18 protein-coding genes are annotated in these 22,557 nt (G+C 61.0%); 9 read left to right on the forward strand and 9 right to left on the reverse strand.

All coding sequences use genetic code 11. The annotated features are described in order from the left end of the window. Window positions 1-109 precede the first annotated feature (109 nt). The 5 genes from HBO05_RS08280 to HBO05_RS08300 all read right to left on the reverse strand — a co-directional run bounded on the left by HBO05_RS08280 (window position 110) and on the right by HBO05_RS08300 (window position 6,024). Window positions 110-394 carry a YceK/YidQ family lipoprotein gene (locus HBO05_RS08280; protein WP_169951252.1) on the reverse strand — a complete coding sequence of 95 codons (285 nt, stop codon included), beginning with the start codon at window positions 392-394 and terminating at the stop codon, window positions 110-112. After that, window positions 387-1,016 carry a flavin prenyltransferase UbiX gene (gene ubiX, locus HBO05_RS08285; RefSeq protein ID WP_169951254.1) on the reverse strand — a complete coding sequence of 210 codons (630 nt, stop codon included), beginning with the start codon at window positions 1,014-1,016 and terminating at the stop codon, window positions 387-389. Before ubiX ends, HBO05_RS08280 begins: the two co-directional genes overlap by 8 nt. Beyond that, window positions 1,013-2,362 (reverse strand): UDP-N-acetylmuramate:L-alanyl-gamma-D-glutamyl-meso-diaminopimelate ligase, encoded by a 1,350-nt coding sequence (mpl, locus tag HBO05_RS08290; RefSeq protein WP_170041667.1) that lies wholly within the window; start codon window positions 2,360-2,362, stop codon window positions 1,013-1,015. Before mpl ends, ubiX begins: the two co-directional genes overlap by 4 nt. A 256-nt stretch (window positions 2,363-2,618) precedes the next feature. Further along, a complete protein-coding gene (locus tag HBO05_RS29240; RefSeq protein ID WP_262376925.1) occupies window positions 2,619-3,716 on the reverse strand; it encodes a hypothetical protein in 1,098 nt (365 codons plus the stop codon). A gap of 385 nt (window positions 3,717-4,101) precedes the next feature. Further along, window positions 4,102-6,024, reverse strand: a complete 1,923-nt coding sequence (locus tag HBO05_RS08300) for a sigma-54-dependent Fis family transcriptional regulator (protein ID WP_170041666.1) — start codon at window positions 6,022-6,024, stop codon at window positions 4,102-4,104. Between the two features lie 291 nt (window positions 6,025-6,315). Here HBO05_RS08300 and HBO05_RS08305 point away from each other — a divergent pair, with 291 nt between their 5' ends. The 9 genes from HBO05_RS08305 (at window position 6,316) to HBO05_RS08345 (ending at window position 15,747) form a co-directional block, all read left to right on the forward strand. Beyond that, complete coding sequence (locus tag HBO05_RS08305) at window positions 6,316-7,836, forward strand: aldehyde dehydrogenase family protein (protein ID WP_169951264.1); 1,521 nt, start codon at window positions 6,316-6,318, stop codon at window positions 7,834-7,836. 214 nt (window positions 7,837-8,050) lie between these two features. Next, window positions 8,051-9,484 carry an ethanolamine permease gene (gene eat / locus HBO05_RS08310; protein ID WP_169951267.1) on the forward strand — a complete coding sequence of 478 codons (1,434 nt, stop codon included), beginning with the start codon at window positions 8,051-8,053 and terminating at the stop codon, window positions 9,482-9,484. A gap of 52 nt (window positions 9,485-9,536) precedes the next feature. Continuing rightward, window positions 9,537-10,931, forward strand: a complete 1,395-nt coding sequence (locus HBO05_RS08315) for an ethanolamine ammonia-lyase subunit EutB (RefSeq protein WP_169951269.1) — start codon at window positions 9,537-9,539, stop codon at window positions 10,929-10,931. Then, window positions 10,928-11,767 carry an ethanolamine ammonia-lyase subunit EutC gene (gene eutC, locus HBO05_RS08320; protein WP_172312308.1) on the forward strand — a complete coding sequence of 280 codons (840 nt, stop codon included), beginning with the start codon at window positions 10,928-10,930 and terminating at the stop codon, window positions 11,765-11,767. The genes HBO05_RS08315 and eutC overlap by 4 nt, the downstream gene beginning before the upstream one ends. A gap of 105 nt (window positions 11,768-11,872) precedes the next feature. After that, entirely contained in the window at window positions 11,873-12,331 is a 459-nt protein-coding gene (locus HBO05_RS08325) for a GNAT family N-acetyltransferase (RefSeq protein ID WP_169951273.1), read from the forward strand. Between the two features lie 303 nt (window positions 12,332-12,634). Beyond that, entirely contained in the window at window positions 12,635-13,291 is a 657-nt protein-coding gene (locus HBO05_RS08330; RefSeq protein WP_169865984.1) for a DedA family protein, read from the forward strand. 6 nt (window positions 13,292-13,297) lie between these two features. Continuing rightward, entirely contained in the window at window positions 13,298-14,110 is an 813-nt protein-coding gene (locus HBO05_RS08335; protein WP_170041665.1) for a M90 family metallopeptidase, read from the forward strand. Window positions 14,111-14,221: 111 nt separating this feature from the next. Beyond that, a complete protein-coding gene (ppa, locus tag HBO05_RS08340) occupies window positions 14,222-14,749 on the forward strand; it encodes an inorganic diphosphatase (RefSeq protein ID WP_003176323.1) in 528 nt (175 codons plus the stop codon). A gap of 224 nt (window positions 14,750-14,973) precedes the next feature. Continuing rightward, window positions 14,974-15,747, forward strand: coding sequence for an XRE family transcriptional regulator (locus HBO05_RS08345; RefSeq protein ID WP_172312310.1), 774 nt, complete (start codon window positions 14,974-14,976; stop codon window positions 15,745-15,747). A gap of 330 nt (window positions 15,748-16,077) precedes the next feature. Here the strand turns inward: HBO05_RS08345 and HBO05_RS08350 are convergent, their stop codons facing one another. From HBO05_RS08350 to HBO05_RS08365, 4 genes are all read right to left on the reverse strand, one after another. Next, on the reverse strand, window positions 16,078-17,451 hold the full coding sequence (locus tag HBO05_RS08350; protein ID WP_172312312.1) for a DUF1329 domain-containing protein: 1,374 nt from the start codon (window positions 17,449-17,451) through the stop codon (window positions 16,078-16,080). A gap of 60 nt (window positions 17,452-17,511) precedes the next feature. Continuing rightward, complete coding sequence (locus HBO05_RS08355) at window positions 17,512-19,497, reverse strand: DUF1302 domain-containing protein (RefSeq protein WP_170058473.1); 1,986 nt, start codon at window positions 19,495-19,497, stop codon at window positions 17,512-17,514. A 53-nt stretch (window positions 19,498-19,550) separates the two neighbouring features. Continuing rightward, window positions 19,551-20,855: a phospholipase gene (locus tag HBO05_RS08360; protein ID WP_172312313.1), complete on the reverse strand. Its 1,305-nt coding sequence runs from the start codon at window positions 20,853-20,855 to the stop codon at window positions 19,551-19,553. 107 nt (window positions 20,856-20,962) lie between these two features. Next, window positions 20,963-22,552 carry an FGGY-family carbohydrate kinase gene (locus HBO05_RS08365; RefSeq protein ID WP_170041662.1) on the reverse strand — a complete coding sequence of 530 codons (1,590 nt, stop codon included), beginning with the start codon at window positions 22,550-22,552 and terminating at the stop codon, window positions 20,963-20,965. Between the last annotated feature and the right edge of the window lie 5 nt (window positions 22,553-22,557).

Below are 22,557 nucleotides of genomic sequence, written 5' to 3' on the forward strand. Positions count from 1 at the left end.
GGCCTCATCGCGGGCAAGCCCGGCTCCCACATGAATGTATTCACCGATCACCTGTAGGAGCTGGCTTGCCTGCGATGGGGCCCGCCCACACAACATCCACCGCTACAGGCTACAACCCACCCGTCGCATTAAACCCAACCCCCAATACCGTCAACGCCGACAGCGGCAACAGCAGCGTGTCGAGCAGCGCGCTGGCCGGCAGGTCGAGGCCCGGATAGCTCGGCGCTTCGGCACCAAAGCGATCCATCGCACAGCAACCACCCTGCATCGCATACAGATCCAGGCGCGTGCCCGCATACACCACCGGCGCACCGGGTTTCGCCGCATCCAGGGTGCGTGCGGTGGCGCAGCCCGTCAGGTGCAGCGCCAGCACGATCAGCAGGGTTTTATTCATCGCTGCTCAAATGATGCTCGCCCCAGCGCGGCAGCATGTCCTGAGGGATGTTCAGCAGGTTGAGAATCCGCGCCACCACAAAATCCACCAGGTCATCAATGGTCTGCGGCTGGTGATAAAAGCCTGGCGACGCCGGCAAGATGGTCACGCCCATGTTCGACAACTTGAGCATGTGCTCCAGATGAATGCTCGAATACGGCGCCTCGCGCGGCACCAGAATCAACTGGCGGCGCTCCTTCAAGGTCACATCCGCCGCGCGCTCGATCAGGTTGTTGCACGCCCCGGTGGCAATCGCCGACAAGGTGCCCGTGGAACATGGCACCACTACCATCGCCGCTGGCGCACCGGAACCGGATGCGACCGGTGACATCCAGTCTTCCTTGCCATAGACCTTGATCTGCCCCGCCGCCGCACCGGTGTATTCAGTGAGGAAGGCTTGCATCATCTGCACCTTGGGCGGCAGCGAGACATCAGTCTCGGTGGCCATCACCAATTGCGCCGCCTTGGAAATCAGGAAATGCACTTCGCGGTCTTCGCGCACCAGGCAATCGAGCAAGCGCAGCCCATAAGGTGCGCCGGACGCGCCGGTCATCGCCAGGGTGATGCGCTCCGGCCCGTTCATCGCAGCGCCTCGGCGAGTTTGCCGTGCAGGCCGCCAAAGCCGCCATTGCTCATGATCACCACGTGGGTACCGGGCTTGGCCTGGCTTTTGACCCGTTCGATGATGCCTTCCAGGGAGTCGCTGACAATCGAGGGCACGGTGCAAAGCCTGGCCACGGCTGCCAGGTCCCAACCCAGGTTGGCCGGCGCGTACCACACCACCTGGTCGGCATCGTTGACGCTTTCCGGCAGGCCATCACGGTGCGCGCCCAGTTTCATGGAATTGGAGCGTGGCTCGATAATCGCGATCACCGGCGCATCGCCGACACGCTTGCGCAAGCCGTCGAGGGTGGTGGCAATCGCCGTGGGGTGGTGGGCAAAGTCGTCGTAGATGGTAATCCCATTCACTTCAGCGACCTTTTCCATACGCCGCTTGACGCTCTTGAACGCGCTCAGCGCGGCAATGCCCATGGCCGGCACCACGCCGACATGCCGGGCTGCCGCCAGAGTCACCAAGGCGTTGGCAACGTTGTGCTGGCCGGTCATGTCCCAATCGACAATGCCCTGGGCCTCGCCCTCAAACAGTACTTCGAATTTGGAGCCATCCTCGCTCAACAGCTTGACCTGCCATTGCCCGCCCGCGCCGGTGGTTTGCACCGGGGTCCAGCAGCCCATCTCGATCACGCGCTGCAGGGCCGGCTCGGTGGTGGGATGAATCACCAGGCCTTCGCTGGGAATGGTGCGCACCAGGTGGTGGAATTGCCGCTCGATGGCCGGCAGATCGGGGAAGATATCCGCATGATCGAACTCCAGGTTGTTCAGGATCGCCGTGCGCGGGCGGTAGTGAACGAATTTGGAGCGTTTGTCGAAGAACGCACTGTCGTATTCATCGGCTTCGATAACAAAAAACGGGGTATCGCCCAGGCGCGCCGACACCGAGAAGTTCTGCGGTACGCCGCCAATCAGGAAGCCGGGGCTCATGCCCGCGTGTTCCAGCACCCAGGCCAGCATGCTGCTGGTGGTGGTCTTGCCATGGGTACCGGCCACCGCCAACACCCAACGGCCTTGCAGCACATGGTCAGCCAGCCACTGCGGTCCGGAAACATAAGGCAGGCCTTTGTTCAGCACGTATTCCACGGCGGGGTTGCCACGGGACATCGCGTTGCCGATCACCACCAGGTCCGGCACCGGATCAAACTGCGCCGGGTCGTAACCTTGGGTCAGCTCAATGCCCTGGGCCTGCAATTGCGTGCTCATGGGCGGATAGACGTTGGCATCGGAGCCGGTGACATGATGACCCAGCTCTTTGGCCAGGACCGCCATCGAACCCATGAAGGTGCCGCAAATACCGAGAATATGAATGTGCATAGTCGACCTCGTAAAACATCGAGGCAGGTTAGCGTAGGGTGGGAAAAATCGCACTCTTTTAGCGATTGACGTGCGATCTTTTCAGTCATTGATCGTGGCTAGCCGGGACCCACCGCCATTGGGTGTTTATAAGCTGAAATCAGGCCCGGAGTTCGGGACTTCCCTACAACACCGGGGCCTGGAAAGCGACTCAAGGAAATATACAATCACACTCAAACTAACGAATCGAAAACAAGAAAGCCTTACTTAAAAACCCTCATTCTTTGCGCTGCGTCTCCAACTCTCGAATGGCCACTAACCTGCCAATCCCTTTATTGATCGCTTCATTCCTTTTATCAAGCGCGTCTAATCGTCCAGCAGCATCTTGGGTCCCGGGCGTCGCTTCTGCTTTGTAGGGCCTGAAAACAAAATCGTTTTGCGTGGCGACCGCCTCCAGGTTTTTCTCTGCTGCACCGTACAGTTTCTCGAGAGTGTCAAGGCGAGCATCGGTCTCGGTTGGCCAGTTCGGGCTTTTTCCAAGAGCCGCGGCTTCGCCACCTTCAGCTAACGTCTGGATCGTATTAGCCGCATACAAATATTTTATCTCGGCGTTTTCCAGGCGCAAACTCACCATTGAGGCGTCTTGCGACCCAGTACTACCTGCTGCCGCCACGCCATTAGGGAGTTTACTCGGGGCTGGCAGGTGAGCAGGAGGTAGTAATGGGGTAGAAGCGGTAAAACTGCCCTTGATACTTTCACCACTCCAGACAGACCCCGCGTAAGTGCCAACACTCAACGGCGTGCTGACAAGCCCATTTATAGAAGCATTCACAAAAGCATCACGGGTAACAGTCTTCAGGGAAGTATCGGTCTTAAACACACCCGCCTTGACTAGACGATCTGCCGCAATCAGGTTGGCTGCCACATCACCAAATGTCTTGGGTTGTGCGACCACGGGCTTTGCCGGCCCAGAGAGCGATGAGCCGGGGTGCTGCGTCTTGAACGCAATCTCCCTGAAGTCACTGATTGCCTTGCTGTTGCGAGGGCCGACAGGCACACGGGGGCCCAAACTTGATGTAGGTACAAACTTGCCTTCGAGCCCAATAGTTGGGATTTTGGGCGAATTAAGACTGACCGAGGTCATTCCCCTGGGAAAACCACGGACTTTAAACCCTCTTTTAACACGCATAGAACCATCACCCGAATGCTCACCCGTGCTATTGGCCGCGCTGGAGCCCTGGGCCTGTAACTCATCCGCTACTTCATTTAAATTCGGAGCACCTTGGGTACTGGCTGACGCCTGTTGATTGGAAATACCAGGCATTAAATCTTTCACTTGCAACGGAACCGAAACAGGCAAACCTGTAACATTCATATCATCACCTCAATAGTAAAAATACGTTCATGACGCCTGAACAAAACTTGCCTACGCCTAGAGCCAATCGCTCTAAAATAATGAACCGTCCTTTCACCTTGAGTACGAATAAACTAGCGTTCAGTTCCACTGAGCAGGGAAATTAAAGCAGTCATTACAACTCGCAACATTCCACATTAGCGGCAATAGATTCAAGCTTAAAAAAGCAGAACGCCCGCATTAAATAATTACTTCACATTCACTTCCAACAAAAAACCTCACACCCCCAAGTTAAAACACACTTATCTAAAAGCCGGTTGACTACAGATTTAACCCGTACGGCGCCGACGCGCGACTGAATGCGCCAAGAAAGGCGCAAGAGGGCTGGCGCTGCCCTCGTCTCAATTCAGCCCGCTGAGCGCAGAGCGATGCCATGCTTGCGTAGCTTGCGATACAGCGTATTGCGGCTAACGCCCAACTGCTCCGCGACCAGGGTCATATGCCAGCGCTGCTGCTCCAGCGTGGTCAGCAATGCCAAGCGTTCGGCGTCCTCCAAAGGTTGCTTGCCCCGCTGTACGGAGATATGTGCCTGAGAAGGAACCTGGCGGATGACCGCCGGCAAGTCGTCCAGCCCAACGCGCCCACCGTCACACAGGGCGGCCAGTGTGCGCAGCACCGTACGCAGTTGGCGCACGTTTCCCGGCCAGGAATAATCCAGCAGCGCCTGACGAGCCTCGACAGCCAGTGCTATCGCCTGTCCGTCTGCTTCTTGCGCCAGTAGAAAGTCCAGTAGCTGGGACTTGTCACTGCGTTCGCGCAGCGGCGGCAACGCCACTTCCAGGCCGTTGAGGCGATAGTACAAGTCTTCACGGAAGGTGCCGTTGGCGACCCGCGCCAGCAAGTCCCGGTGGGTGGCGCTGATGATGCGCACGTTCACCGCTTGCGGCTCGCCACCAATGGGCACCACCAACCGGTCTTCCAGCACCCTTAATAGCCGGGTCTGCAAAGCCAGGGGCATGTCGCCGATCTCGTCGAGGAACAGCGTGCCACCATCTGCCTGTTGCAGCTTGCCGCGCATGCCTTCCTTGCGGGCGCCGGTGAAGCTGCCGCCGCGGTAGCCAAATAGCTCGCTCTCAATCAGGCTTTCCGGGATGGCCGCGCAGTTCAGGGCCACGAAGGCTTTGTCAGCGCGTTGGCTGGCGTGGTGTACAGCTTTGGCGAAGGCCTCCTTGCCGGAGCCGGTTTCGCCATTGATCAGCAGTGGCACGTCGCGCTCAAAAACCCGCAGGGCCTTGCGAAAATCATTCTGCAGCGCCTCATCGCCCAGGCAGATGCCCGGCAAGTGCGGCCGCTCGACCTTGGGCGGCGGCGCTACTACCGGGCTGGGCGCGCGCCGGGCTTCGCCACGCAGCACCGCAAACAGGCCGCGCCCATCACGGGTACGCAAGGGCCAACTGGCGCTGGCGTTGGAACTGGCGCGCCCAAGCAAGTCATCCAGGGTGCAGTCGAAAAACATCTCCACCGGCAGGCCCAACAGGCGTCCGCGTGGCTGGCCCAGCAGGTTCTGCGCGCTTTGGTTGAGCGCACAGATCCGCCCTTCACCGTCGAACGCCAACAGTCCTTCGCTGAACAGGCCCACGGATTCGGCCTGCAGGTGGAAACGCAGCAGCCAGTGGTTTTCAAAGTGGCGCAGGAAATAGCAGCTCTCGATCATCTTCGCCGAAAGATTGACCAGCGCCATGGTGTGGAACTGGCTCTGGCGCGACACCGCTTCGCGGGCCGAGGACACGTCGAGCACCGCCAGCAGGTCGCCATGGGGGTCGAACACCGGGCTGGCCGAGCAGGTCAGCCCGGTATGGCGCCCGCGAAAGTGTTCGTCGCGATGAATGGTCAGGGCCTGGCGCTCCACCAGGCAGGTGCCGATACCGTTCGTGCCTTCGCAGGCCTCGCTCCAGTCGGCGCCGAGCCACAGGCCGGCATGCTCGAACACCTTGCGTTCGCTGGGCGCGGTGACGCAATTGAGGATCACCCCTCGCGCATCGGTGAGCAGCACTGCGTGCCCGGCGCCGGAAAGCTGTTGATGCAAATTGTTCATTTCAGTGCCGGCGATGTGCAGCACCTGTTGCAGGCGCTCGCGGCTTTCCAGCAGGCGATCATGCTCCAGCACCGTGGGAGCGACGGTCAGGGCCGGGTCAAGGTGGTAATCCTCCAGGCAGCGCAGCCAGGAGCGGGCAATCGAGGGGTCGCTGCCGGGACCGTGCAGCGGGTCTTGCCCACGGGTGACCGTCAGGACTTGCCGGGCATGGCGGCTGAAATGATCGTTGTGCATATTCTTATTGTTCTCCTGTTGCGTGGGACACACCGCGGACCGGGGCACCCAGCATCCTCCAGGCCTTGGCGCATTGCAATCCCGGGGCGACCCATGGGTCACAGGCTGTACCTTGCATGGCACAAAGTGTCACACAGGCTGTACCAGACCTGTCACAACAACGCCTTGCAACAAACCCAGAACCCTTGATTTACCTGGCCTGCAAGGCACTGGCCCGACCTTTGCTCTACGCTTTATCAAGCGCAGCCACGCTGCACTCCAATAAACATAAGAAGTCAGGAGATACCCACCATGCGTTACGCACACCCCGGTACTGAAGGCGCTATCGTTTCGTTCAAGGCCAAGTACGGCAACTACATCGGTGGCGAATTTGTGGCCCCGGTCGATGGCAACTACTTCACCAATACTTCGCCGGTTAACGGCAAGCCCATCGCCGAATTCCCACGCTCCACAGCCAAGGACATCGACAAGGCACTGGACGCCGCCCACGCCGCCGCTGACGCCTGGGGCAAGACCTCGGCCCAGGACCGCTCGCTGGTGCTGCTCAAGATTGCCGACCGCATCGAACAGAACCTCGAACTGCTGGCCGTCACCGAAACCTGGGACAACGGCAAGGCAGTGCGCGAAACCCTCAACGCCGATATCCCCCTGGCGGCTGACCACTTCCGTTACTTCGCCGGCTGCATCCGCGCCCAGGAAGGCAGCAGCGCCGAGATCAATGAACACACCGCCGCCTATCACTTCCACGAACCCCTGGGCGTGGTCGGGCAGATCATCCCGTGGAACTTCCCGCTGCTGATGGCCGCCTGGAAACTCGCGCCGGCCCTGGCCGCCGGTAACTGCGTGGTACTCAAGCCCGCCGAGCAGACCCCGCTGGGCATCAACGTGCTGATGGAAGTGATCGGCGACCTGCTGCCACCGGGCGTACTGAACGTGGTACACGGTTTCGGCAAGGAAGCAGGCGAAGCCCTGGCGACCAGCAAGCGTATCGCCAAGATCGCCTTCACCGGCTCCACCCCGGTGGGCTCGCACATCATGCATTGCGCGGCCGAGAACATTATTCCGTCCACCGTTGAGCTGGGCGGCAAGTCGCCGAACATCTTCTTCGCCGACATCATGAAAGCCGAACCGCAATTTATCGAAAAGGCCGCCGAAGGCCTGGTGCTGGCGTTCTTCAACCAGGGCGAAGTGTGCACCTGCCCATCCCGCGCGCTGGTGGAAGAGTCGATCTACGACGACTTCATGAAAGTGGTGATGAAGAAGGTCGAGTCGATCAAACGTGGCGACCCGCTGGACACCGACACCATGGTGGGCGCCCAGGCGTCCGAGCAGCAGTTCGACAAGATCCTGTCGTACCTGGAAATCGCCAAAGGCGAAGGCGCCGAGCTGCTGACCGGCGGCAAAGTGGAGAAACTGACCGGCGACCTGGCAACCGGCTATTACATCCAACCGACCCTGCTCAAGGGCACCAACAAGATGCGCGTGTTCCAGGAAGAAATCTTTGGCCCGGTGGTAAGCATCACCACCTTCAAGGATGAAGCCGAAGCCCTGGCGATTGCCAACGACACCGAGTTTGGCCTGGGTGCCGGCTTGTGGACCCGCGACATCAACCGCGCGTACCGCATGGGCCGGGCGATCAAGGCCGGGCGTGTGTGGACCAACTGCTATCACCTGTACCCCGCGCATGCGGCGTTTGGTGGCTACAAGAAATCCGGTGTGGGCCGTGAGACGCACAAGATGATGTTGGATCACTATCAGCAGACCAAGAACCTGCTGGTGAGCTACGACATCAACCCACTGGGCTTCTTCTAAGCCTCTAAATGGTACGCCGCTCCTACATTTGAAATGCAACCAACTGTAGGAGCTGGCTTGCCAGCGATAGCAATTCCACATTCAGCAAAGATGCTGACTTGACCGGCCCCATCGCTGGCAAGCCAGCTCCTACAATGAACGTCGCCAAGTGCTTGCTTCCTCATCCGGCACAAAGATGTCGAGCTAAAACAATAACAATGAAAGGTACTTCCCCATGCCTAGCGAACCGACAGGATCCTCCGTCGACTTCGAAAAAGTCGGCTCCGAATACTTCCAGCAACGAGAATTGAAAAAAGGCGCCGCCGGCTGGGTGCTCCTGGTCGGCCTCGGCGTGGCCTATGTGATTTCCGGCGACTACGCCGGTTGGAACTTCGGCCTCGCCCAGGGCGGCTGGGGCGGGATGTTTCTCGCCACATTGCTGATGGCCACCATGTACTTGTGCATGTGTTTCTCCCTGGCCGAACTGTCCTCCATGATTCCTACGGCGGGCGGCGGCTATGGTTTTGCCCGCAGCGCCTTCGGCCCTTGGGGCGGGTTCCTTACCGGCACGGCGATCCTGATCGAATACGCCATCGCCCCCGCCGCGATCGCGGTGTTTATCGGCGCCTATTGCGAGTCGCTGTTCGGCATTGGCGGCTGGATGATCTACCTGGCGTTCTACATCATCTTTATCGGCATCCATATCTTTGGCGTCGGTGAAGCGCTGAAGCTGATGTTCGTGATCACCGCCGTCGCCGCCATTGCCCTGGGCGTGTTCCTGGTATCGATGGTGCCGCACTTCAACGTCGCCAACCTGCTGGACATTCCCGTGACCGAGGCCAAGGGCGCCAGCAGTTTCCTGCCGTTCGGCTACGTGGGCGTGTGGGCCGCGATCCCTTATGCGATCTGGTTTTTCCTCGCCGTCGAAGGCGTGCCCCTGGCCGCCGAAGAAACCAAGAACCCCAAGCGCGACCTGCCCCGTGGCCTGATCGGCGCGATTGTGGTGCTCACCAGTTTCGCCCTGCTGATCCTGGTGATCGCTCCGGGCGGCGCCGGCACCCTGGCATTGGTCAAGTCCGGCAACCCGCTGGTGGAATCCCTGGCCCTGGCCTATGGCGGCTCGACCTGGATGGGCAGCTTCGTCAACCTGGTGGGCCTGGCCGGGCTGATCGCGAGTTTCTTCTCGATCATCTACGCCTACTCCCGGCAGATTTTCGCCCTGTCCCGCGCGGGCTACCTGCCGCGCAAACTGTCGCAAACCAATAAAAGCAAGGCGCCGGTGCTGGCCCTGGTCATTCCCGGGATTATCGGTTTTGGCCTGTCGCTGACCGGCCAGGGCGACCTGCTGATCTTGGTGGCGGTATTTGGCGCGACGATTTCCTACGTGCTGATGATGGCCGCGCATATCACCCTGCGCATCCGTCGCCCCAAAATGGAGCGGCCATACCGCACACCGGGCGGCATCTTCACCTCGGGCCTGGCGTTGGTACTGGCCTGCATCGCTGTAGTGGCGGGCTTCCTGGTGGATCCGCGCGTGGTGATTGGCGCCGCGATCATCTATGGAGTATTAATTGCTTACTTTGCTTTCTACAGTCGGCATCACTTGGTAGCAGGCACGCCGGAAGAGGAATTCGCGGCGATCCAGGCCGCAGAGGCCGCCTTGCACTAAACGCCGTAAACCACGGCGCGGGCCAACGCCCGCGCCGTCATGGAGAGTCTGTATGGCAAGTTTTTCCCACTCGGTCGGTGCATTGACCTACCGTTTCGATAGCCTCAAGGACGTGATGGCCAAGGCCAGTCCCGCCCGCTCCGGGGACTTTCTGGCCGGCGTCGCCGCGCAGAACGACGGCGAACGGGTGGCGGCGCAGATGGCCCTGGCCAATATCCCGTTGAAGCACTTCCTTGAGGAGGCGCTGATCCCGTACGAAAGCGATGAAGTCACCCGCCTGATCATCGACACCCACGACCAGCAGGCCTTTGCCGTGGTCAGCCACCTGACCGTCGGCGGCCTGCGGGACTGGCTGCTCAGCGACGCGGCCGACGAACACAGCCTGCGCGCCCTGGCGCCAGGGCTGACCCCGGAAATGGCCGCCGCCGTGTCGAAGATCATGCGCGTGCAGGACCTGGTGCTGGTGGCGCAGAAGATCCGCGTCGTCACCCAGTTTCGCGGCACCCTGGGCCTGCGCGGGCGATTGTCGACGCGCCTGCAACCCAATCATCCGACCGATGAGCCGGCGGGCATCGCCGCGAGCATCCTCGACGGCCTGCTGTACGGCAACGGCGACGCCATGATCGGCATCAACCCGGCCACCGACAGCATCGCCTCGATCTGCGCCATGCTGGAAATGCTCGATGCGATCATCCAGCGCTACGAAATCCCGACCCAGGCCTGTGTGCTGACCCACGTCACCACCTCCATCGAAGCCATCAACCGTGGCGTGCCGCTGGACCTGGTGTTCCAGTCGATTGCCGGCACCGAGGCGGCCAACGCCAGTTTCGGGATCAGCCTGAGTGTGCTGCAGGAGGGCTACGACGCGGGCTTGAGCCTGAATCGCGGGACCCTGGGGCAAAACCTGATGTATTTCGAGACCGGCCAGGGCAGCGCTCTGTCGGCCAACGCCCACTTTGGGATTGACCAACAAACCTGCGAAACCCGCGCCTATGCGGTAGCGCGGCACTTCAAGCCGTTTTTGGTCAACACCGTGGTCGGTTTTATCGGCCCCGAGTACCTGTACAACGGCAAGCAGATCATCCGCGCCGGCCTCGAGGACCATTTCTGCGGCAAGCTGCTGGGCGTGCCCATGGGCTGCGACATCTGCTACACCAACCATGCCGAAGCCGACCAGGACGATATGGACACCCTGCTGACCCTGCTGGGCGTAGCCGGGATCAACTTCATCATGGGCATCCCGGGCTCCGACGACATCATGCTCAATTACCAGACCACTTCCTTCCACGACGCACTCTATGCCAGGCAAACCCTGGGCTTAAAGCCCGCGCCGGAATTTGAACAGTGGCTGGCGAAAATGGGCATCTTCACCCAAGCCGATGGCAAGGTGCGGTTTGGCAACAATCTGCCACCGGCCTTCCGCCACGCCTTGGCGCAATTGGGATGAAGGAGCCTCCAGTGCAAATCGACACACCTGAAAGCGATAATCCATGGCTGGAACTGCGGCGCCTGACCCCGGCGCGGATCGCCCTGGGCCGTACCGGCACTAGCATTCCCACGGGCGCGCAACTGGACTTCCAGTTCGCCCATGCCCAGGCCCGCGACGCGGTACACCTACCGTTTGACCATGCCGGCCTGAGCAACCAAATGACCGAGCGCGGCCGCGACAGCCTGTTGCTGCACAGCGCCGCGCCCGATCGCCACAGCTACCTGCAACGCCCGGACCTGGGGCGGCGCCTGAGCGATGAGTCGGCACAGATACTGCGCGACTACGCCCTGGCCAACCCGGGCGGGGTGGACCTGGCGGTGGTGGTGGCCGATGGTTTATCGGCGCTGGCGGTGCATAAACATACCGCGCCGTTTCTGACACGCATGGAAGAACAGACCCACGCCGAAGGCTGGTCATTGTCGCCGGTGATCCTGGTGGAACAAGGCCGGGTGGCGGTCGCCGATGAGATCGGCCAGTTGCTTGGGGCCAAAATGGTGGTGATCCTGATCGGCGAACGGCCGGGGCTCAGTTCGCCGGACAGCCTGGGGCTGTATTTCACCTACAACCCCAAGGTTGGCCTGACCGATGCCTACCGCAACTGTATTTCCAATGTGCGCCTGGAGGGCCTGAGTTACGGGATGGCCGCGCACCGCCTGCTGTACTTGATGCGCGAGGCCTGTCGGCGGCAGTTGTCGGGAGTCAACCTCAAGGATGAGGCCCAGGTTCAGACCCTGGAGTCGGACGATCCTGACCTGATGAAAGGTAACTTCCTGCTCAGCCCACCCAAGGAGTGATGCCGGCACGATTGCGATTTTTCGCCGCTTTAGGCAGCATCAAGCAGCGGGCGCCCGAGTAATGGACCGTTTGCCGTCGTATTCCTATAGAAGTTGAGGCCTAGCATGCGGATTACTCAAGCGACTCTGGAACACCTGGACCTGTTGACCCCATTATTCGTCAAATACCGCGAATTCTATGGCGCGCTGCCCTTTCCTGACTCATCCCGGGCCTTTCTGGAAAAGCGCCTGCGGCGCAAGGAATCGGTGATTTACCTGGCCCTGGCGGATGACGACGACAACAAACTGCTGGGCTTTTGCCAGCTGTATCCGAGCTTTTCTTCGCTGTCGTTGAAACGGGTGTGGATCCTCAATGACATCTACGTCGCCGAAGATGCCCGCCGCCAACTGGTGGCCGACAACCTGATGCGCACCGCAAAAAAAATGGCCAAGGAAACCAATGCCGTGCGTTTGCGCGTGTCGACCAGCAGTGATAACGCCGTGGCGCAGAAGACCTATGAGTCCATGGGCTTTCGTGAAGACACCGAGTTCAAGAACTACACATTGCCGATCAGCGAAGACTAAAAGCCATTCACCCAAACACCAAAAAAAATGTGGGAGCGGGCTTGCCCGCGATAGCGCTGGGTCAATCGAGGTATTTCTCACTGACACGCCGCTATCGCGGGCAAGCCCGCTCCCACATTTGGATCAGTGCTAGTCAGAATAGCTGCGACATCCCCCGCTACAAAACCAACACGCTTTTCATCATTCAATCCGTATAATGCCGACCTTTTAGGGTTGTAAGAAAAACGGCATACACGCGTAGCCTTATTACCCGCTGCCTCCGCACAGGCCCGCTGAGTCGGGCCATTCACACAGGTGCCATCCATGGATTTCAACCCGCTCGACCTTATCCTGCATCTCGACGTTTACCTCGACTTGCTGGTAACCAATTACGGTCCGTGGATCTACGCCATTCTGTTCCTGGTGATTTTTTGCGAAACCGGCCTGGTGGTCATGCCATTTTTGCCCGGCGATTCCCTGCTGTTTATTGCCGGCGCGGTAGCTGCGGGTGGCGGCATGGACCCGGTCCTGCTGGGCGGCCTGCTGATGCTCGCGGCGATCCTTGGTGACAGCACCAACTACGTGATCGGCCGCACCGCTGGGGAACGCTTGTTCAGCAACCCCAACTCGAAAATCTTCCGCCGCGACTACCTGCAAAAAACCCACGACTTCTACGACAAGCACGGCGGCAAGACCGTGACCCTGGCGCGCTTCCTGCCGATCCTGCGCACCTTCGCGCCATTCGTCGCCGGTGTCGCCAAAATGCCGTATCCGCGCTTCTTCGGCTTCAGCGTGCTGGGCACCATCCTGTGGGTCGGTGGCCTGGTCACCCTCGGTTACTTCTTCGGTAACGTACCGTTCATCAAGAAAAACCTGTCGCTGCTGGTGGTGTTCATCATCCTGCTGTCGCTGGTGCCGATGATCATTGGCGTGGTCCGTAGCCGTTTTGGCCGCACCTCCTCCGAAGCCAAGCCGCACTGATCGGCCATGTGGTCCCTCAGCGCCTGGCGTCGCCGGCGCGTCCTGGCCAAGCACCCGGTTGCCGATGAAACCTGGCAACGGGTGCGCCATCACCTGACCTTCCTCGACGGCATCAGCGCCGAACAGGACCAATGGTTACGTGAGGCCAGCGTGCTGTTCCTCGCCGAAAAACACCTGACTGCCCTGCCCGGGGTCGAACTGCACCAGGAACAACGCCTGCTGCTCGCCGCCCAGGCGCAACTGCCGCTGATGAACCTGGGCGACCTGGAGTGGTACCAGGGCTTCCATGAAATCATTCTTTACCCCGATGACTTTCGCAGCCCCCAGCGCCATCGCGACGCCAGCGGCGTGGAACATGAATGGGATGGTGAACACAGCGGCGAAGCCTGGCAGCAAGGCCCGGTGATCCTCGCCTGGCCGGGCGTACTGGCCAGCGGCAATTGGGAAGGCTACAACCTGGTGATCCACGAGTTGGCGCACAAGCTCGACATGCTCAATGGCGACGCCAACGGCCTACCGCCGCTGCACCACGACATGCGTGTACAAGAGTGGGCCAGCGTGATGCAGAGCGCGTTTGATGACCTCAACCGCCAGCTCGACCACAACCCCGACGCCGAAACCGCCATCGATCCGTATGCTGCGGAAAACCCCGCGGAATTTTTTGCGGTCACCAGCGAATATTTTTTCAGTGCTCCGGATTTGCTCGCCGACAGTTATCCACAGGTCTACGAGCAACTGAGCCACTTTTACCGCCAGGATCCACTGGCCCGCCTCAAACATCTGCAAGCCAGCGACCCGCGCTATCAGACTGAAGGCTAAGTACCGTACGACGTCTGGCGCGTGGCATCGGCGCAGGAATATGCCTATAATCGCCGCCACTTTTAGGCCAATCCGGCCAATTTACTTGGCCAACTACGGGGGCAACGCCCAATGAGCTACAGCAAGATTCCGGCTGGCAAAGACCTGCCGAACGACATCTACGTCGCCATCGAGATTCCGGCCAACCACGCGCCGATCAAATACGAAATCGACAAAGACAGCGACTGCCTGTTCGTTGACCGTTTCATGGCCACCCCGATGTTCTACCCGGCCAACTACGGTTTTATCCCCAACACCCTGGCTGACGACGGCGACCCCCTCGACGTGCTGGTCGTGACCCCTTACCCGGTCACCCCAGGCTCGGTCATCCGCGCCCGCCCGGTTGGTATCCTGAACATGACCGACGACGGCGGCGGCGATGCCAAAGTTATCGCAGTGCCACACGACAAGCTGTCCCAGCTGTATGTCGACGTGAAGGAATACACCGACCTGCCGCCACTGCTGCTGGAACAGATCAAGCACTTCTTCGAGAACTACAAAGACCTCGAAAAAGGCAAATGGGTGAAGATCGACGGTTGGGGCAACGCAGACGCCGCCCGTGCCGAGATCATGAAGTCGGTAGCGGCCTACAAAGGCTGATACCACGACTCATTGCCTAGGCAGTCAAAAAAGCCCCGATCATTCGGGGCTTTTTTTGTGGGAAAATTTAAACGACAAGTTCAATTAGATAAACAAAAACACAACTACCGTTTAACTTGATCAAGTTGGAGTGCGACTTTACTTCCAATAAGGAAATACCTACATACACCAACTCAACACATAGTTTATTTGATCTTATTTTCCGGCCAGTAAACTCTGCGTTTATGAATACATCAGGTGATCGCTTAAGAACGTTACTTCGGGAAGTTCATCTTTCCGCATCCGACTTCGCCAAGAATCGCGACGTCACGCCCCAGCACGTGAACAACTGGTTCAAGCGCGGCGTGCCCATGGCCCGGCTCGACGAAATAGCAGAACTGCTGTCTGTCACCAGCCGCTGGCTGCGCACCGGCGAAGGCCCTAAATACCCGCCGACCAACCTCCAGCTGGAAGGCCCCAATCACGCAAACAGCGCTACCGCCCGCGAAGACTGCGGCCACTACCGCTGCGGCCCCAGCAGCGGCCCGGAAAAAATCGACGTGGAAATCCCCCTCCACGCCTCCTTCAACCCCCAGGAAAGCCTACGCCTCTCCCTGCGCACCCTGGAACAACTCAACGTCACCGCCGACCGCGCCTTGGGGGCCTACATGGTCGGCAACAGCATGATCGACATCATCCAGGACGGCGCCACCCTGGCCATTGACCGCGGCCGCACCCAAATCATCGACGGCGAAATCTACGCCCTCGAACACGACGGCATGCTCCGTATCAAATACCTCTACAACCGCCCCGGCGGCGGCCTGCGCATGCGCAGCCACAACAGCAACGAACACCCCGACGAACTCCTGACCTACGACCAACGCTTCGAGCAAAACCTACAGATCCTGGGCTGGGTCTTCTGGTGGTCCACCCTCAACAACCGCCGCCCACCGGTCCCGCTGGACGAGCACTTGATCGGCCACGACAGCTCTAAATCAGACCAGACGCTGGAAAACTGAGAGGAGTGTCAGTATCATGCGCGGCACATTTGGCAGGGGTTGGCGTAGCGTCGACACACCCTGCCCGGCGATGCGGAGGAGTTCCCGCTGATGCCCCTTTTATCACTTGGGCGAGCGCTTGAGTGAACGATTGAAGGCTGGTGAGGTTTACCAAAAATAGACTTAACCAGTCCCCGAGAAGCCGGCCACAAGCCGGCTTTTTAATTACCCCAAACAATCTAATCCCATCTAAAAGCCCCCCATCAGCCCAACTACTCACGCAAGGCTTGCGACCAAAAGCCAAGAGCCGCACCCTAACGTGCAGCTCTCGCTAACTAAGCAGCAACAGCCCTACCGAGTACCCCGCAACCGCAACGCCGACGGCATAAAGTACGAATCCTCAGGAATCGCCTGGCCAAAATCCACCGTCTGCGGTTCTTCGTTATCCAGGTTCTGCACGTAGTACCGCCGCGCCTGCAGGTCATGGAATACATCCAATGCGCTCCAGGTCGTGGGCAGGTCGTAGAAGTTCTTCAGGTAGGCCATCGACACCCGCCACAGTTCGCCACGGCCGTCGTACTGATCAACCACTGCTGCGCCCCAGCTGTCTTCGTCGAGGTACAGCACGCGTTTGGAGTACAGGTGACGCGCCGTCGGTTTCAGGGTGCCTTCGACGACCCACACGCGGTGCAGTTCGTAGCGGGTGTATTGCGGGTTGAGGTGGCCGACCTTGAGCAGGTCGGCGTATTTCACGTCGGCGCTGGCGACTTTGTAGTTGTTGTAGGGGATGTAGATTTCCTTCTTGCCCAGCAGTTTCCAGTCGTAGCGATCCGGCGAGCCGTTGAACATGTCAGTGTCGTCCGCCGTGCGCAGGCCATCGGAGGATGAGATCGGTGTGTCGTAGGCCAGGTTCGGCGCGCGGCGTACGCGGCGTTGGCCGGCGTCGTAGATCCAGGCTTGGCGCGCGTCTTTGATCTGGTCGAGGGTCTCGTGTACCAGGGTCGCACCACCGGCCAGGCGGGCCGGGCTTTTTACGAAGGTCAGGTAGTAGAACAGGATGTTCTTCAGGTCGGCGTACTGCCCGCCCTGGCGGTAGTAGTTGAACAGCCCTTCCTGCTGCGCCGTCACCAGGGCAAAGCTGCCATTGCGTTGCACGGGCGCTTCCGAGGCGCGGCGGACCACGTAGGTGCCACGGTAGCGGGTGATGTGGTTCCACAATGCCTCGACACCGCTTTGTGGAATGGGGAACGGCACGCCGCCAAAGGCGTCGGCGAAGCCGGTGCCACCGTCCAGCAGCTTGGCGCTGGTGGCGTTCTTGAAGGTGTTGTCATACACCCACTGGGGTGCCGAGCCGGAACGCCGGCTTGGGTAGATGGGCATCTGGAAGGTGTCGGGGTAGCTGTTGAACAAGGCAATTTCGCCCGCCGTCAGGTTGGCCTTGTACTGTTCCAGGTTGGCCTTGGTGATGGTGAACAGCGGCTTGTCGCCGGCAAAGGGATCGACATGGTGCTTGCCCTTTTCATAGCCCTTGGGTGCCTGGGTGATGCCGCCTTCCCAGGTCGGGATGGTGCCGGCGGCATTGCCCGCGCGCTCGGCGCCGAACGGGGTGAGCTGGGCCTTGAGCTGTTGTGCGTCTTGAGGCGAGAGCGCAGCAAGCGCGTTGCCAGCGGCCAGGCCGAGGGCCAGGGCCAGGCTAGCGGTGAGCATTCGAGGTGTGTGGAACATGGCAAATCTCCAAAAAAACGAGGGCGGGCAGCCGCCCTCGCGCCGCAGCACGGCAGCGGCTTACAGGAAGTACTTGAGGTTGAAACCGATGTTGTCGCGGTCGCGGATCACGTTGTTCTGGCCGCCACCAAAGAACTCGGTGTATTGCAGCTCGGCTTCCAGCTTGTTCTGGTAGTTGGCCTTGAGCCCCAGGGTGTAGGCCTTGCGTCCCTCGATGTAGTTGCCGGCCTGATAGGAGTTGCCCTTGAAGTCGTCCTTGTAGACCACGTAGGGCGACAGGTTGACCCCGGCGTACACGTCGTTCCAGGTACCGTTGAACATCACCGTATAGCTGTAGGAATCACGGCTGACCTGGTCATCACGCTCACCACCAGACACATAGGAGGTGTTGCCGCTGCCCGCGTAGTAGCGGGTGCTGCCATCGTAGGCCTGGTACTTCAGGCTGCTGCCACGCAGGTGCTCGGAGGCCAGTTCGAACACGCCAAACAGCGAGTCGAAGCTCAGGCCCGGACCGAAGTTGTAGATGCTGCCCAAGGAGGTGTTGAAGGCCTCGACGCGCTCGGAGTTGTCGATCTGGCTGTTGAGGTTGACCATCTGCCCGCCGACATTGATGTACTGCCCGCCCGCCGCCGCGCCGGCACCATTGGCCAGGTCGCCGATCAGGTCGTTGGTAGCGGCGACGCCGATGGGCAGGTTCGGCCGGTAGGCCAGCTCACCAAACACCGAGGCCTTGCCCAGGGTGGTGTTGAAGCTGAAGCCGTACATGCGGATATCTTCGGCATAGCGTCGGTGCGCCTGGATATTGCCCATCACGTCCACCGTCGCCAGGCCATTGGCCAAGGCCGCCGCCTGGCTGCCGGCCACCGACGACAGCATGCTGGTCAGCGCTGCCATGTCGATGCCTTTGTAGCCCGCCAGGTCAGCGGCAATGGTCGGCTCCTTGGCGTGGTAGTTGACCAGGTACAGCCCGAACTCGGTGCTGTTGAGTTCCTCGGCGATGTAGCGGAAGGCAAAGCCGTACTGGCCATCGTTGCGCGCGTTGTAGTCCTTGCCGATGGACGCCACCTTGAGGGTGTTGCCGTAGGCCGGGGTCATGCCGTTGGCATACAGCCCGGTACTGCGCAGCATGCCGCCGAGCATCGGGTTGTTGCCCAGGGCGTCGTATAACCCGATGACGTTGCCGCCGATGGGCGTCGGGGTGTCGAGAGCGCTGCCGGTGAAGTTGTTGTAGCCCGTGCGGCCGCCATCGGCGAACAGGTCGCTCTGGGAATAGAAGGTGCCGACCGGATCGATGCGGGTCTCCTTCCAGTTCCACTGGTAGAAACTCTCCATCGACAGGTTGTCGCTCAAGCCGATATTGAAGCTGATGGCTTCCACCGGCATCAGCACTTCCTTGACCTCCGCGCCCGGCAGCCGGTACTTGGCCGCGTCCACCGGGTTGGTGGTGTTGACCCCGCCGCGATAGAAAATGCCCTCGCCCCAGTTGAACACCTGGCGCCCCAGACGCGCGGTCAGAGGCATCTGGCCCACGTCCCAGTTGCCATAGATATAGGAGTCAAGGATCTCCACGCGGCTACCGGCGATGTCGCGGGTCTGGTCGGTGAAGTGGTCATCCTGGGGATGGCTCTGGCTGGGTTGCGACGGGTTGTTGTTGCGGTAGTAGTCGTTGCGCTTGTCCATGATCTGGGTGTCATAGAACCCCGTGCCACGCACGAACAGCCCGTAGTTCTGATAGTTGGCCTCCAGCTCCGAAGTGATCTTGTACACCTCGGAAACCAGCCCGGTATCGAAGTTGCGATTGCCGTCGTTGGTGTTGACGTCATCGTTGCCCTTGTCACGCCCCTGGACCCGCCACAGGCGCCCATACGACAGGGTGCTGTCGAACGAGCCGGTGACCTGGTTGTCCAGCACGCTGAACTCCATGGCCTGCACGTCCCCGCCGCTGCACAGTTGCAGCAGGCCCACCAGGCCGACGCCGGCCCCCGTGGATTTAATGGACCATTTACCCTCGGATCCCGAGCCTTGCGCGCGCACTGTGGTGCTCATTGCCGTCTCTCCCCTGCAACTTTTTTGTTGTTATTGCACTGCGATGTCTGTTGTCACGGCGCCGGGCGGTCGAGGCCGGCCCTGACGTAGTTGCGACTGTGGGCGCCAAAGTGGCGCAGCAACTGCACCAACTGTTCGTTGAGCTGGGCATGGTCGTAGCGTTCGGCGGGCAATTGGTTGCCCGCACTGAAGCTCTGGGTCGCCCCGGGCGTCGCCAGCCACTGGCCGATGGCCTCGTCGAACGCCACCGCCTGGGCATCCGCCTCGGCGCTGACTACCTGGCGCAGGTAGTCGGTCGAATAAGCCGGGTAATCGGCGTCCCGGGAGGCGTCGGCATAGGCCGTCAGCATCGGGTTGCTCGCCCCCGTCAGCAGCAGGTGGCGCAGCCAGGCGAACTGGTAGCGCTCCACCTCGTTGTGGCGCGTGGCGACACGTTCGATCGCCGCCCGCTTGTCACTGTCATAGCCAGCCAGGGCCTTGCCCTCCATCAGCAGCATGCTGGTCAGGTCATCGCCCGGCAGGGTCGTGGCGTGATACGGCTGGGTCAGGTCCTGCAGGTAATGCATGCCCCAGCCCAGGAAGCGATAGCCCCAGTAGGGATGGCCATTGGCGAAGGCAAAACGCGCCAGGCCGAAGTACTGGTAGGCCCGCCAGTCCGGCCAGTTGCGCAGCAGGAAGGGCGCCGCGACGTAGACCACCGCGCTCTCGTGGAAGAAGCCCATATGGAACGGCGCCTGGGAGCTGTACTGGAAACGCGCGTCGCCAAACGACTGCACGCCGAAGCCATACAACGCGCCGACGGCCCCCGGGTTATCGCTGAACAGATTGATATCGTGACCGTAGTCCGGCTCGTCCGCAGCGGTCGCCAGCACGGCCAGTGGCGCGACCTGCTGCCCCGGCTGCAGCTGAATGAAGCGCTGGCGATTCCACGGCGAAAGCGTCTGCTCGACCATCACCTCGGCGGCCTTGAGCTGCGGGCGCCCCGCCAGGTCCTCGCCGGGCATGGGCTGGATCACCTGAGCCAGGTGGATCTGCGGGTTGACCCGCAGGGCCATGAGCAAGTCCCGGTGCAGATCGGCCCCAGGTTGCGGCGCCAGGCGCAGGTTGTCGGGGCGCGGCGGATAGTCGGGGAAGTGGCTGCGGGCGAAGTTCTCCTGCTCGTCCAGCAAGGCCACCAGGCCTGGATACTGCTTGGACACAAACTGCTCGAGGGACTCGACCGCCACCTCGGGCGCCTCGCGCAAGGCGGGCAAATCCCGCAAGGCCAGGTAGCTACCTACGCTGTGATTGGACCATGCACCGGCCAAGGGCGACAGACTGCACAGCCCCAGGCACAGCAGCAACGACGGCAACTTCATGGCTTTACGCTCTTGTTGTAGATGCGTTCAGCCTAACAATCCGGGTACCCCCCGACACTGTCCGATCTTGCCAAAAAGACTCTCCAATAGCGCCATACAGCCTGGGTCTACGCCGGGTAGCCGGTAATCTCGCGAATACTCTGGTACAGCGGCTTGAGCTGGCGATACATGTGCAGGTAGACCTCACGGTACAAGCGGTCGTACATCTGTTGCGCCTCGGGCTGGGGCATGAACACCTCGGCGGTACGGGTCATGGCCGCGATGGCGGTATCGAAGTCCGCGTACAACCCAAGCCCCACCGCACAGGCAATCGCCGCCCCCAGTCCAGAGGCCTCGTAGACATGCGGGCGCTCGGCGGGCAGGCCGAAGATATCGGCGGTCAGTTGCATCGCCGCATCGCTCTGGGAACCGCCCCCGGCCACGCGCAAGCGCTTGATCGACAGTTTCGAACGGCGCTCGATACGCTCCTTGCCCTGGCGCAGGGCATAGGCCAGGCCCTCGAGGATCGCCCGGTAGATATGGGCCCGGGTGTGCACATCGCCAAAGCCGATCATCGCCCCCTTGGCTTCCACCCCCGGCTCGCGGATGCCCGGCGACCAGTAGGGTTGCAGGGTCAGGCCCATGGAGCCGGGCGGCACCGCGTTGACCAGCGCATCGAACAACTGCTCCGGCTCCAGGCCCTGCTCCCGGGCCTGCTGCATTTCCCGCAGGCCGAACTCGTTCTTGAACCAACTGACCATCCAGTAGCCGCGATAGATCATCACCTCGCAGTTGTAGTGATCGGGGATTGCCGCCGGATACGGCGGGATCAGCGGGACTATCTCCAGGTAGCGCGAGCGCGTGGTGGTGATGGTCGCCGTGGTGCCGTAGGACAGGCACGCAGTCGTCGCCTCCACCACGCCGGAACCGAGCACTTCGCAGGCCTTGTCGGAGCCGGCGGCAATCAGTGGCAGGCCCTCGGGGATCCCGGTATGGCGGCTGGCCTCGGCGGTGATGCGGCCCAGTTCTTCTCCTGGCTTGTACAGGCGCGGCAGTTGCTGCGCACGCACCGCCAGGGCCTGCCATTTCCAGTCCCGGGGCGCGGCCCAGCGCAGGTGCTTGAAGTCGAAGGGCAAGTAGCCCACGCAGCACCCCACCGAGTCGACAAAACGCCCGGTCAGGCGATGGCTGAGAAAGCCCGAGAGCAGCAGGAACTTGTCCGTGGCGGCCCAGATATCCGGCTGATGCTGGGCGATCCAGTTGGCCTCGGCCTGGGCGCGGAAGTAGTCCACCGTGGCCTCGGCGCCGATCAACTTGAACAGCCAGCCCCAGGGCCCCTTGATCCCGCCCTCCGGCTCGCACTGGCGCTGGTCGAGCCAAAGGATGGCCGGGCGCAGCGCCCGACCCTGGGCATCGACATTGATCAAGGTGCCGCGCTGGGTGGTCAGGGACACGCCACGGATCAGGCTGCGGTCGATGCCGGTCTGCGCCCACAACTGCTGGCAGGCTTCCCCCAGCTTGCTCCAGTAGTAATCCGGGTCCTGCTCGGCCCAGCCGGGCTGAGTGGAGTAGTAGGCCTGCAACTCGACCTTGCCTTTGCCCAGCAGGTTGCCCTGCAGGTCGAACAACAGCGCGCGGACACTCTGGGTGCCGTTGTCGATCGCCAGCACATAGTGTTTGTCGGGGGAATTGTTATCCACGAAGCTCTCTTTATTCATGACGC

Source organism: Pseudomonas sp. WS 5079, from assembly GCF_012985465.1.
In the GTDB taxonomy this organism is placed as follows: domain Bacteria; phylum Pseudomonadota; class Gammaproteobacteria; order Pseudomonadales; family Pseudomonadaceae; genus Aquipseudomonas.

Coding starts and splice junctions, on each gene's coding strand:
- HBO05_RS08280 (WP_169951252.1), bottom strand. CDS start 394: ATGAATAAAACCCTGCTGATCGTGCTGGCGCTGCACCTGACGGGCTGC.
- ubiX (WP_169951254.1), bottom strand. CDS start 1,016: ATGAACGGGCCGGAGCGCATCACCCTGGCGATGACCGGCGCGTCCGGC.
- mpl (WP_170041667.1), bottom strand. CDS start 2,362: ATGCACATTCATATTCTCGGTATTTGCGGCACCTTCATGGGTTCGATG.
- HBO05_RS29240 (WP_262376925.1), bottom strand. CDS start 3,716: ATGAATGTTACAGGTTTGCCTGTTTCGGTTCCGTTGCAAGTGAAAGAT.
- HBO05_RS08300 (WP_170041666.1), bottom strand. CDS start 6,024: ATGCACAACGATCATTTCAGCCGCCATGCCCGGCAAGTCCTGACGGTC.
- HBO05_RS08305 (WP_169951264.1), top strand. CDS start 6,316: ATGCGTTACGCACACCCCGGTACTGAAGGCGCTATCGTTTCGTTCAAG.
- eat (WP_169951267.1), top strand. CDS start 8,051: ATGCCTAGCGAACCGACAGGATCCTCCGTCGACTTCGAAAAAGTCGGC.
- HBO05_RS08315 (WP_169951269.1), top strand. CDS start 9,537: ATGGCAAGTTTTTCCCACTCGGTCGGTGCATTGACCTACCGTTTCGAT.
- eutC (WP_172312308.1), top strand. CDS start 10,928: ATGAAGGAGCCTCCAGTGCAAATCGACACACCTGAAAGCGATAATCCA.
- HBO05_RS08325 (WP_169951273.1), top strand. CDS start 11,873: ATGCGGATTACTCAAGCGACTCTGGAACACCTGGACCTGTTGACCCCA.
- HBO05_RS08330 (WP_169865984.1), top strand. CDS start 12,635: ATGGATTTCAACCCGCTCGACCTTATCCTGCATCTCGACGTTTACCTC.
- HBO05_RS08335 (WP_170041665.1), top strand. CDS start 13,298: ATGTGGTCCCTCAGCGCCTGGCGTCGCCGGCGCGTCCTGGCCAAGCAC.
- ppa (WP_003176323.1), top strand. CDS start 14,222: ATGAGCTACAGCAAGATTCCGGCTGGCAAAGACCTGCCGAACGACATC.
- HBO05_RS08345 (WP_172312310.1), top strand. CDS start 14,974: ATGAATACATCAGGTGATCGCTTAAGAACGTTACTTCGGGAAGTTCAT.
- HBO05_RS08350 (WP_172312312.1), bottom strand. CDS start 17,451: ATGTTCCACACACCTCGAATGCTCACCGCTAGCCTGGCCCTGGCCCTC.
- HBO05_RS08355 (WP_170058473.1), bottom strand. CDS start 19,497: ATGAGCACCACAGTGCGCGCGCAAGGCTCGGGATCCGAGGGTAAATGG.
- HBO05_RS08360 (WP_172312313.1), bottom strand. CDS start 20,855: ATGAAGTTGCCGTCGTTGCTGCTGTGCCTGGGGCTGTGCAGTCTGTCG.
- HBO05_RS08365 (WP_170041662.1), bottom strand. CDS start 22,552: ATGAATAAAGAGAGCTTCGTGGATAACAATTCCCCCGACAAACACTAT.